This window comes from Parabacteroides chongii (assembly GCF_029581355.1).
Classification (GTDB): Bacteria; Bacteroidota; Bacteroidia; order Bacteroidales; family Tannerellaceae; genus Parabacteroides; species Parabacteroides chongii.
On the sequence record NZ_CP120849.1, the window covers coordinates 2,932,748 to 2,945,782 of the forward strand.

The 13,035-nt window shown below is 41.4% G+C and carries 7 protein-coding genes; all 7 read left to right on the top strand.

Annotated elements, in window-relative coordinates:
• The first annotated feature begins 227 nt into the window (after window positions 1-227).
• The 7 genes from P3L47_RS10795 (at window position 228) to P3L47_RS10825 (ending at window position 13,027) form a co-directional block, all read left to right on the top strand.
• Window positions 228-3,368, top strand: coding sequence for a SusC/RagA family TonB-linked outer membrane protein (locus P3L47_RS10795; RefSeq protein WP_277783628.1), 3,141 nt, complete (start codon window positions 228-230; stop codon window positions 3,366-3,368).
• Between the two features lie 82 nt (window positions 3,369-3,450).
• Window positions 3,451-5,316: a RagB/SusD family nutrient uptake outer membrane protein gene (locus P3L47_RS10800; RefSeq protein WP_277783629.1), complete on the top strand. Its 1,866-nt coding sequence runs from the start codon at window positions 3,451-3,453 to the stop codon at window positions 5,314-5,316.
• A gap of 18 nt (window positions 5,317-5,334) precedes the next feature.
• The gene (locus P3L47_RS10805) at window positions 5,335-5,802 is read left to right on the top strand and encodes a DUF5018-related domain-containing protein (RefSeq protein ID WP_277783630.1); all 468 of its coding nucleotides are present in this window, start codon (window positions 5,335-5,337) and stop codon (window positions 5,800-5,802) included.
• Between the two features lie 155 nt (window positions 5,803-5,957).
• Complete coding sequence (locus P3L47_RS10810; RefSeq protein ID WP_277783631.1) at window positions 5,958-7,079, top strand: acyltransferase family protein; 1,122 nt, start codon at window positions 5,958-5,960, stop codon at window positions 7,077-7,079.
• 15 nt (window positions 7,080-7,094) lie between these two features.
• A complete protein-coding gene (locus tag P3L47_RS10815; RefSeq protein WP_277783632.1) occupies window positions 7,095-9,623 on the top strand; it encodes an alpha-N-acetylglucosaminidase in 2,529 nt (842 codons plus the stop codon).
• Window positions 9,624-9,864: 241 nt separating this feature from the next.
• Window positions 9,865-11,754, top strand: a complete 1,890-nt coding sequence (locus P3L47_RS10820; protein WP_277783633.1) for a right-handed parallel beta-helix repeat-containing protein — start codon at window positions 9,865-9,867, stop codon at window positions 11,752-11,754.
• 19 nt (window positions 11,755-11,773) lie between these two features.
• Window positions 11,774-13,027, top strand: a complete 1,254-nt coding sequence (locus P3L47_RS10825; protein WP_277783634.1) for a uroporphyrinogen decarboxylase family protein — start codon at window positions 11,774-11,776, stop codon at window positions 13,025-13,027.
• Window positions 13,028-13,035 lie beyond the last annotated feature (8 nt).

Sequence of the window (13,035 nt, forward strand, 5' to 3'; positions counted from 1 at the left end):
ACTAGAAAAAACGATCGTTTTTTTTAGTCACGTTTTCCTCTCTTTGTATTTTATATGAAAAAACGACAACTATCTACAAATCAATAATATATATTATTGATTTGTAGATAGTTGTCGTTTTTTCATATAAAATACACAGAGAGGAAAACGTGACTAAAAAAAACGATCCTTTTTTCTAGTCATTTCTTGATGTGGTGGATATTTTTTAATATTTAAATTTAATAGTAATGAGAAAGACGACTTTGTTAAGTGTTTGTCTACCTTTACTTTTTGCCAATGTACTTCCGTCAATAGCGGATAATGGTAAATCGTTGGAAATAGAAGGTGTGACAAGGATTGATCAAGCAGGTAAGACGGTTATGGGTAAAGTAACTGATGCTAATGGAGAACCATTGATTGGTGTAACCATTTTCTTGAAAGGAAATCCGGGAAAAGGAACGATTACGGATATTGATGGGAAATATACCATCTCGGTTCCTGCCGGTGAAGAACTGGTGTTTTCAAGTATCGGGTATGTAAAACAGACATTGGCTGTTAACTCAGGAACCTTGGATGTTGTGATGAAAGAAGATACTCAAAAATTGGATGAGGTGGTTGTTGTCGGATATGGTACGACTACCAAACGTTCAATGATTGCTTCTGTATCCTCTGTTGACTCAGAAGAACTTACAACACTTCCGATTGCGAATATGTCGAAGGGGTTGGCCGGACGTGCTCCCGGTTTGATTGTAAAAACATCCGGTGGTGGTATCAATAATAAGGCACAGATCAGTATCCGTGGGGGGAGTACGCCGCTGGTGGTTATTGATGGGGTTATTCGTAATTATGATGACTTTATCCAAATGCCTTCGGAAGATATCGAATCGCTTAGTTTGTTGAAAGATGCTTCGGCCACAGCGGTGTATGGTTCGCGTGCAGCCGATGGTATCATTCAGATTACAACAAAGAAAGGTAAAAGCGGTAAGGCGTATATTGAATATAATTTCAATATGAGTATGGCTGAACCTGCTTATTGGAAAGAACGTTTGGACTCATGGGATCGTGCGGAATATGCTAATATTGCGAAGAGAAATGATGGACTGCCGGATTCATTTAGTGCCGAACGAATTCAAAAGATGCGTGATGGTAGTGATCCGTTACAGAATAACAATACAAATTATCGGGATCTGGTACTTCGTCGTTTTGCACCCCAAAGTTCTCATGGAATCCGCATGACTGGTGGAACAGAGGCTAATAATTATTATGTGTCGTTGAATCATTTGGATCAAGAGTCGTTATTTAAAAATAATAATTACAATATGCAGCGTACAAACTTCCGTTTGAGTCAAAGTTCGTTGATAAAATCAATAGGTTTGAAGACTACGGCGACATTAGATGGGTACTTGCAGAAAGAGACGGAGCCATATTCTTCTCGTTGTGAAGACATTTGGGCATATTTTAGTCATATTCAGAATTCAACTCCATTATTACCTGCTGTAAATAAATACGGATTACCTTATGATTCTCCAGGAAATTCAGTTGTTGAGCTTGCTAAAGATAATGGATATAAAAATAAGGATGAAAAAACAGTTAATGGTAATTTGAAATTAGAATGGGCTGTGCCTTGGGTAAAGGGTTTGAATTTGAGTGCTACAGGTAATTATCGTTATGGGTTAACGACTTATAAACAATGGCGTAAGGATGCTGCTGCATACGATTGGGATTCGAAAGAACCGAAATATGCGGGACTACCTATGTTGTATAACAAGACAGATTATGGATATACCTGGACGACTCAGTTCTTCGCTAATTACACTAATACTTTTGGAAAACATACTATTAGTGCATTGGCAGGGTATGAAGCGACTTACGGATATTCAAATTCTTATTGGTTGCAACGTGAAAATTATAAGTTCCCTATTGACCAAATTAACGTAGGACCGGAAGATACTCAAAAAAATGGAGGTAGTGAAAGTGAAGCCGGACGTGCCGGATGGGTTGGTCAGGTGAAGTATAATTATGACAATAAATATTTCGTGGAAGGTAGTTTGCGTTATGACGGATCTGATAATTTCCCTGCAGATCGCCGGTGGGGAACATTCTTTTCTGCTTCTTTAGGCTGGTCAATTGCAGATGAGGCTTTTATGGAATCACTTGTAGAAAAGAATATTTTCAATCAGTTGAAATTACGAGCTTCTTACGGTCAGGTCGGTTTGGACAACTGGGGAGATGAAAACAATCCATTCCATATTGGGCGTTTTGAATATTTGACTTCTTATTCTTTGAACAATAAAGCGTATGTGCTGAATGGAGCTTATGTCCCGGGATTCTCTGAAGGAGGTATACCCTCACCGGATATTTCTTGGTTTACTACAGACCAATTTGATGCCGGATTCGATTTTTCATCTTTAAATAATCGTTTATATGGGTCTGTAGATTATTTCTTTTATAAAACGCATGGATTCTTGTATGCTCCGAATCAAGTTGATGTAGGATATACTGATCCGCTTGGTATGTCTTTACCGCGTATATCTACGAATGGTGAACATCGTCGTGCCGGATTTGATTTGTCTTTGGGATGGCGTGATCATGTCGGAGATTTTACGTACGATATTACTGCCAATATGACACGATTTGATCAGCTTTGGGCTTTTGATCCGTCGGAATCCGTATCGAATGTAATGAATCCTTATAAAAGAAGTTCGCAGCAGAAAGGATATTATGGTAATTTGTATCGGAATTTAGGTTTTTATACGGATGCGAATGATGTGTTGAATAGTGTGAAACGTCTAGGTTCTTATGACCTGACTGCTGGCGACTTGAAATATGCAGATTTTAACGGAGATGGCAAAATTGATGATTCAGATATGGTTCGTTCGGGTAAAAACAGTTTTCCACGTATGAACTATGGTATCAATATAAAGTTAGGATATAAAGGATTCTTCTTGAATATGTTGTTCCAGGGTGCTAGTCGTTTTGACATGTATATTTCGGGAACAGCTGCCATGAATGGAGGACAAACCGGTGAATTTCCGGTTATCTATGATTATCAGACAGATTATTGGCGGCCGGATAATACGGATGCCCGTTATCCACGCTTGATGTCGAGTGCCGGTTTGAATGGAAATAACAATTACGAAGCAAGTGACTTCTGGTTGGTTAATGGTGCATTTTTACGTATGAAAGACTTTTCTTTCGGATACGACTTTAAGCGTTTGTTGAAAAATGTGAATTGGATTTCAAAAGCCAATTTGGCTATTTCCGGACAGAATTTATTTACGATTTCGGAAGCAATCAAGTATGGACTTGATCCGGAAGAGTCATCAACTGAACGGTACGGTTATCCGAATGAAAGAATATATGCGGTTAGTTTGAGTGTTGGATTTTAATGATGTATGAATTATGAATAAATATCAAAAAATAGGTTTCGCATGTTTAGCAGGATTGAGTATTTTATCTTCCTGCGACGTGATGGATACGGAACCTTTTGAAACATATAGTGAAGATTTGGTTTGGAGTTCAAAAGAAACGGTAGATGCTTTTGTGATAGAGACTTATCCGGGTACGATTGCCAATAATTTTGCTGGAGGATGTGGTAGTTGGGAGTCTTTGACACCTAATGGTGCACAATGCGATCAGGTTGGTAACTCGATTAATACCAAAGCAACAGAAACAGGAATCGATGCATATACAGATTATGGTTTCGGACGTTTTGGTGAACAGCGTCGTTGCAATATGGTTTTGGAAAAGGTGGCTGAGTCTACAGTATTGACCGAGTTGCAAAAAAAGGAATTGACTGCAGAAGCGCATTATTTGAGAGGCGCATTATGGTTTGATATGACTCGTAAAATGGGACGTTTTGTGCCGATAGACAAAGTTCTCGATCAGAATGATACGGAAGCTTTTAAGACCCCGGCTACAGCCAGTGTTGAGGAGAGCTATCGTTTGGTGATGGAAGAATTGGATCTGGCTGTTGAAGGTCTTCCTGAAACATCGGATCAAGGACGTGCAAACAGATATGCTGCTTTAGCCTTACGTAGTCGTGCAGCTCTTCAGGCTTACGCTTATACGAAAGATAGTAAATACTTGGATGTGGTGATTAATTCATCTAACGAAGTGATCAATTCTGGACAATATACGCTTGCTGATAATTATGGTGATATATTTGATGAGAACTCACCCAATGACAATGAAATTATATTGGCTCGTTATTATTTGGATAAAGATGCTACAGTGGGCTCTTTTGAGGAGATGATTTTAGCTTTACCTAATTTGCCTGGTGATGATGTGAAAAATGGTAGTAGTAATGGTGAGAATACATTGGATCCAAATGTAAAAACCTTTGACGGATGGGGGATGTATTGGCCAACACAGGATTTAGTAGATCAATACTTGGCTATTGATGAAAAAACGGGTGAAGCAAAAGTTTGGTATGAAACCTCTCAGTATTTGGATAATATAGAAACTATTCCTTCGGAAGGATTAGGATTAGGAGGTATTGAGGTGTTCAAGCGTTTTGACGGAGAAACCCGTAATTTGCCGACTGCTAATGATTTGATTACCGGACGTACTGATTACCCGCTATTCAAGCAAGTAGGTAAAGTAAAAAGTAGTTCTAATAGAACAGTCACAGATATCATGTACAACAACCGAGACAAACGTATGGATGCTACTGTTATCCGTGATATGTCTGAGTTTTGGGGGTTGACAATGACGTTAAATATGGGTGGAAACGCTTCCCAAGGAGTTCGATCAAAAGAAGACGGTGGATGGTACACAACGACAACAGGTTATTATTGGCGGAAAAACACTGTGAAGCCAGATCCTCGTGCATTTGCTTCTGTAAAAATCAATTTCCATTATGTGATAGCCCGTTTGGGTGAGATGTATATGAATATGGCAGAAGCATATCTATTGAAAGGTGATGTGACAAAAGCTGTAGAAATGTTGAATGTAACTCGTGTTAAGCATGGTGGTTTACCTCCTTCGAATGCGGCAACATTGAATGATGCCTGGACTGATTATTTGAGGGAACGTCGTGTTGAGATGGCATATGAAAACGGAGATATTTATTTCAGCTATTTGCGTTGGGGTAAATATGGTGGTGCTAGTAATTATGGTCGTGCTTCAGGTGATGTAATTAAAGACTTAAATGCTCCTGTATATAAAATAGGAATTACCAGTGACCGGAAATCTTTCTGTGTAGGACAGCTTACTTTGTTGAATAGCTGGAACCGCAATTTCACGACACGTCGTTATTTATTTCCGATACCGCAAGGCGCAATAGATAAACGTGCGGCAGATGGAATTATTGATAAACAAAATGAAGGTTGGTAATAATTAATTGTTTTGAATATGAAAAAAGTGATTTATAATTTGTTGTTGACATTGATGATGTTTTCATTTACATCTTGTCTGACCAGTGGCTTAGACGAACTGGATGTGTATGATGGGGCAGACATCACCTCGGTTAGTGCTGTGGCTTATCGCTACATAAGTGATGAAAAGTCTCCGGCTTCAGGTCAAAATATTGTTAAGGAGGTAAATTTGACTTTTACTTCAGATATTGATACTGATGCTGCAACCGTAAAGATTACTGTATCTGTACCGGAAAATTTTCCGGAGGCAGAGTTGGGTAATTTATCTACATCTAATATCATGGTAGCAGTAGGGCTTTCTACCGCGGCACGAATCAGTCCGTTAAATGGTTCTCCGACTTTGGGTGTTCCCGGTGATTGGAGTAAGCCCAATACATATGTGGTAGATGCTGCAAATGGAACCAGGAAAAATTGGACAATAGAAGTAATGAGTTTAATGAAATAGTTAACTTCTTATGAAAAAGCGGGTAGTCATTATTAAGTTGATTTTGGCTACTCGTTTTTTATTGGTAATAGTTTGAAATAGTGCTGTAATATTAGTTTATACATTGTTAGGATTTCTATTTTTTATATTTGTAAGGTAAATAATAAACTTATAATATGAGCGATAAGCAAATAAGGTTAGAATCTCTTGATATCTTGCGGGGAGCAGATCTCTTTTTGTTGGTATGTTTTCAACCTGTATTTATGCGTTTGGCACAAGCGTTAGGAAAAGATAGTTGGGTTGGTGAAATTTATCAATCTGTTTTTACGCATGTAGAATGGGAAGGGTTTCATCTTTGGGATCAGATAATGCCCTTGTTCCTTTTTATGGCAGGAACCTCTATCCCTTATGCTCTTTCGAAATACAAACGGGGGGAAGGCAAAATCGGATCATTGATTTGGAGAGTGTCGAAAAGAGTCATTCTACTTTGGATATTCGGAGCAATTGTACAGGGTAATTTGCTTGATTTAAATATAGATACGCTTTATCTCTATACCGACACTTTACAAGCAATCGCAATGGGTTATTTGTTTTCCGTTATTTTGTTTCTTTTACTTCCCACTCAATTCCTATTCATAGCTTTTTTGCTGTTACCGATCGTTTATACAACCGGAATGATATTGATGGGTGGCTACACACCGGGAGATAATCTAGCTGAAAAGATAGATCAAATAATACTAGGACGTTTTTTATATGGGGCTACAGTTTCCGAGACGGGAAATATTATCTTTGCTGAATGGTATCACATTAGTTGGATTTACAGTACTTTGAATTTTACAGCAACCGTGATGAGTGGTGTATTGACAGGATGTGTGCTGAAGTCGGAAATATCAGCTAAAAACAAAATGAGATTTTTAGCTTTCGGAGGAGGAGTTTCTTTGATGCTTGCATTCGGGTTATCTTTTGCAGAACCGGTGATAAAGAGACTTTGGACAAGTTCGATGATGTTTTTATCGTCAGGTATTTCAATATTGTTAATGCTCGTTTTTTACTATTATGTCGACATGCGTAAACAATGGGGTTGTTTTAGATGGCTTAAAATATATGGAATGAACTCTATTTTGGCTTATATGCTCTTTTTTACTTTAAATACTGATTCTCTCCGCCAATATTGGCTACATGGATTTGAATCCTTTATAGGTGATTTTTATCTTGTTTTGCTTGAAGCAGCTCATGTTGCGATTGTTTGGTTTATTCTGTGGGTATGTTACAAGCAACGGTTATTTTTGAAAGTATAAACAATTTATAAAGCAATGAAAAAGATTTTGTTATTTGTAATCAGCAGCCTGTTGTTTCTCGGAAGCCAACCTTTGTCAGCCCAAAAACAAAAGACAGAAGCTGCTTATGAAGTGATTGAACGGGTATCCGGTCAATCCGGGTTACCGGTTAAGTTCTCTTTGAAGCCGAATAAAGAGAAAGCGGAGGGGAGTACTTATTTCCAATATAAGGTGGATAAGGGTACGCTGATGGTTGAGGGAAGTAGCCCGGTTGCCTTGTGTCGGGGCTTTTATGATTTTATTAAAAGTAACCGGTCCGGTATTTATAGTTGGTCCGGAAATAATGTTCGATTTCCTGAGGAGCTGAAAGAGAGTCCCTTGAAACGAGTCGTTTCTCCTTTTGAAAACCATTTTATGTGTAATGTGGTAGTTTATGGATATTCCATGCCTTACTGGGACTGGGCACGTTGGGAGAAAGAGATAGATTGGATGGCATTGCATGGTATTGATATGCCCTTGGCGTTGGTTGGTTATGAAGCGATCTTAGCCCGTGTATGGAAAAAGATGGGACTGACGGATGATGAGATAAATCATTATTTTGTAGGTCCGGCTCATTTACCCTGGATGCGGATGGGGAATATAAGTGGTATTGACGGTCCGTTGAATGAGGACTGGCATCGTCAGCAAATCGCTTTGCAGCACAAAATATTAAAACGGATGAAAGAGTTGGGTATGAAACCCATTTGTCCCGGTTTCCCGGGTTTTATACCGGAAGCCTTTAAACGTATCTATCCTGATCTGGAAATTATCCAGACGCATTGGGGAGGTGCTTTCTGTAACTGGATGATCTCTCCGGAAGAACCTTTGTTCTCTCAGATCGGAACAGCCTTTATTCGTGAATGGGAAAAAGAATTTGGAGCTAATGAACACTACCTGGTGGACAGCTTTAACGAGATGGATATTCCTTTCCCGGCTAAAGGCTCTAAAGAGCGTTACGAACTGCTTGCCTCTTACGGCGACAAAGTGTATCAGTCTATTCGCAAAGGTAATCCGAATGCGGTTTGGACGATGCAGGGTTGGATGTTTGGTTACCAAAGGGATATTTGGGATTATGAAACGTTAGGAGCTTTGGTTTCTAAAGTTCCGGATAACAAAATGCTTTTGTTGGATTTAGCAGTAGATTATAATAAGCATTTTTGGAAATCGGAAGTGAACTGGGAGTTCTATAAAGGTTTCTATAACAAGCCTTGGGTATATAGTGTCATTCCGAATATGGGAGGAAAAACCGGTATGACCGGAGTATTGGACTTTTATGCAAACGGTCATTTGGAAGCCTTGTCTTCTCCAAATAAAGGGCGTTTGGTAGCACATGGAATGGCACCTGAAGGAATAGAAAACAATGAAGTCATCTATGAATTATTGTCCGATGCAGGCTGGTCGGATAAAGAGATTAATATTCATGAATGGTTGAAGGAGTATTCTTATAACCGTTATGGAGGCTATCCGACAGCCGTTCGTAAATGTTGGGATGCGTTGTTAGAATCTGTTTATGGGACATTTACCGACCATCCTCGTTACAATTGGCAGTTGCGTCCGGGGACAGTTCGGAACGGTTCAATCAATATAAGTGAATCGTTTTTCAAGGCATTGGAATCTTTTGTCAGTGCTTCTGGTCAGCTGAAAGATAACCCTCTTTATTTGGCTGACCTTTCGGAGTTTACAGCCCTTTACCTGGGAGGAAAGGCTGAATTGTTGGTGAAGGCAATAGATTGGCAATATGAAATAGGAGATACGGTGCGTGCCGCAAAGTTTGAAAAGGATTTTGAATATATACTGAAGGGAATGGATGTTCTGCTATCTGCTCATCCTACATTACGTTTGGAGCGTTGGATCGACTTCGCCCACAAACAAGCGGCGACTCCTGAACAACATAAACAATATGAAAGAAATGCGAAACGTATCGTCACGATCTGGGGACCTCCGGTAGATGATTACTCCGCCCGTGTCTGGTCCGGTTTGATCCGTGACTATTATTTGCCGCGTTGGAAACATTATTTCGCAAGCAGAAAAACAGGTACTCGTTTTAACTTTGCTGAATGGGAGAAGACCTGGGTTGAATCGGATGGTTGTTCTCCGCAGACACCTCCTGCCGACATCGTAAATACAGCCCGTTCACTGGTTGATTATGCTGCATTTATAACTCCTTCTTTAATACCTGATGGGAAAAAAGGTCAGTTGGGATCATGGACGGTAGGTGCTAAAAAGACAGAAATCATATCATTTCAGATTCCGGCAGACAGGCTGGATAAACTATCGGCTGTTCGAATAGAAAAGAAAGCCGGGAAAAGTTCGGTCGTTTGTTCCCGTTTGAAACTGGTCGCAGATGGAAAAGTGCTGATAGACGATACTTCAGAAGAAATCCTGCACGGAGATAAATTGAGAATCGTTTATCCGGTAACCTTATCGGATGATATTCGTGGGAATAACGGTGTAGAGCTACAGATACAAATGGAAAATACCGGATTGGAAACGGCTTCAGGACAAGTTTCTCTTATTGGAGAATAATAAGTATTAGGACTATAGTGTTCCTACCATTAGCACTATAGTCCTACCTATTCAGCTCTATAGTGCTACTATGGCTAGCATTATAGTGTTAGTGCGATGAAATCGTCATCTTTTGTCAGATGTGTATAATTAGCAATAATAATCCACAAAATAGGCAACTTTTTGCTATTTTATATCGGAAAAGGACCCTCTATATTTGCATTGTTCTTATAATTGATGTTACAATAACAATCGAAATACCATGAAGAGAAAGCAGTTACTTTTTATACTATTTCTGATATGCTGTGCGGCAGTGCAGGCGAAAGAATATCACGTCTCCGTCAAAGGAAACGATGCGAATGAAGGAACCGAAAAAGCTCCTTTCCGGACAATAGGAAAAGCTGCAGAATATGCCTTCCCGGGAGATATAATTACCGTACATGCCGGTACATATCGTGAATGGATCAATCCTCCGAGAGGTGGCGAAAGCGACGAGAAGCGGATTGTCTATCGTGCGGCCCCGGGAGAAAAGGTTGAGATAAAAGGCTCAGAAAGAATCTCCAACTGGACGAAAGAGAAAGACGGTGTTTGGAAAGTAACGATACCGAATACGTTCTTTGGTGATTATAATCCCTATACCGACTTGATCTATGGCGACTGGTTTGACGGTATAGGACGTGAACATCATACCGGTGAAGTGTTCCTGAACAACAAATCGCTTTATGAGAAAGAAACACTGGACAAGGTGTTGCATCCGGTCCCGAATGAAAAGAGCAAAGACAAGGAAGGTTCCACCTACACCTGGTATTGCGAGAATGATGGTGTGAATACGATCATCTGGGCGAATTTCCATAAATACGACCCGAATAAGGAACTAGTGGAAATAAGTACCCGCAATACCTGCTTCTATCCGGAGAAACCGGGTATCGACTACCTGACTATCCAAGGTTTTAACATCAGCCAGGCTGCTACCCAATGGGGTGCTCCCACAGCAGAGCAGATCGGTATGGTAGCTACTCACTGGAATAAAGGTTGGATCATCGAGAATAATGTGATCAGTAACTCCAAATGTTCAGGTATTACATTGGGAAAGGAACGTAAAACCGGACATAACGTCTGGCTGAACGATACGAGTCTCGACGGTTCTCTGCATTATATCGAAGTCACGTTCAATACGATCCGGAATGGCTGGAATAAAGAGAACATCGGTTCGCATATCGTCCGTAACAATGAGATATCCCATTGTGAACAAACCGGTATCTGTGGAAGTATGGGAGCCGCTTTCAGTCTGATCGAAAACAATCATATCCACGATATCTGGGTGAAACGCCAGTTTACCGGTGCCGAAATCGGAGGAATAAAGTTTCATGCCGCAGTAGATACCCGTATTATCCATAATCGTATCCATAACGCAGGCCGTTCCCTTTGGCTGGATTGGATGACACAGGGAACGCGGGTTTCCGGAAACCTGTTTTATGATAATGATTTGGAAGATATCTTCCTGGAAGTAAACCACGGCCCGTTCCTGGTCGACAATAATATCTTCGCTTCACGCCGGGGCATCCTGGAACAATCCCAGGGAGGTGCTTACGTTCACAACCTGATCGCCGGAGATATCTACCGCTACGTAGAACATGGACGGTACACACCTTACTTCTTACCTCATTCGACGGAGGTTGCCGGCCTGTCCATTATCCCCGGTGGGGACGACCGTTATATCAATAACCTCTTTGCTACGACGAATCCGGTGACAGAAGGAGAGAATAAGCGGAAATACGGTTTGGCAGACTATAACAAAACGGTTTATCCGATGATGGTTGAAGGTAATGTTTATTACAACAAAGCCTTACCTTTCGAAGGTGAAAAGAATAGCGTTGTGCTTCCCGACTTCAACCCGAATGTGAAGATCGAAGAAACGGCTGACGGCGTTTATCTGTCTTTATCCGTAAAAGGTTTGAGCGATTTGCAGACCAGCCGTGTCAATACGGAGAGACTGGGAAAAGCTAAACTCCCTAGACAAGCCTATGAGCAACCTGACGGCAGCCCGATTGAAATAGCGACCGACTATCTGGGGAATGCACGTGGAAACCAGCCCAAACCGGGGCCTTTGGAGTCCATCAAAGACGGTGAGATCAGAATAAAAGTATGGTAATCTAAAATTATTATTGAACATGACATCTAAACAGCGTGTGCAAAGCGCACTAGCCCATCGTATGCCCGATTGCGTACCGGTCGACTTCGGAGCAACTTCAGTTACCGGTATCCATTGCAAGGTCGTGGAGGCTTTGCGGCAACATTATGGATTGGACCCGCATCCTGTCCGCGTCATCGAACCTTTCCAGATGCTGGGAGAGATCGAGAGTGACCTGCAGGAGATTATCGGCGTAGATTGTGTCCCTGTTTTCGGGCGGAAGGATATGTTCGACATCGATGAAACTCAACTTCACGAACAAATAACCCCCTGGGGACAGAAAGTGATGATCGCCTCCGGTATCGACCTGACGACCGATGCAGAGGGAGACGTGCATATCTATGCGGGTGGCGACCGTTCTTATCCCCCCAGTGCCGTGATGCCGGCTGACTGTTATTTTATCAATGCAACCGAACGGCAGGAGTATGTCGACGATGATGCGATTCAGCCGGAAGATAACCTGGAAGAATTCGGTCCTATTTCAGAAGAAGATCTTCAGTATTATAAGGAGGCAGTCGAAAAGGCTGCTGCCACGGGAAAAGCGGTCGTAGCCAGCTTCGGAGGTACGGCACTGGGCGATATTGCTTTCGTTCCGGGCATGGGACTGAAAGATCCGAAAGGAATCCGGAATGTGGCGGAATGGTATATGTCTACCTCCATGCGCCGTGACTATGTACAAACCGTCTTTGAAAAGCAGACCGATATCGCGATAGCAAATTATCAGCGCCTTTGGGATGCAGTGGGTGAAAAAGTCGATGTAGTCTTTACCTGCGGAACCGATTTCGGTACACAGGATTCTCAATTCTGCTCCCTCGATACCTTCCGCGAGTTGTGGCTCCCTCACTATAAACGGATGAATGACTGGATTCACGCGAATACTACCTGGAAGGTATTCAAACATACTTGCGGGGCTGTCCTTCCTATTCTCCCAGGATTGGTGGAGGCTGGTTTCGACATTCTCAACCCTGTACAGATCAATGCCAAGGATATGGATCCGCGCGTTTTGAAGAAAGAGTTTGGCGACCAGTTTACTTTTTGGGGCGGAGGCATCGACACGCAACGTATCCTGCCGAATGCAACACCCGAAGAGGTGCGGAGCCACGTCATGCAGGAATGTGAGATACTGGGGGCAGACGGCGGTTTCGTCTTTAATGCCGTCCATAATATACAGGCCAACGCACCGGTACGGAATGTAGTGGCAATGATAGAGACATTGCGTGAGTTACGAAGTTAAATACTAAA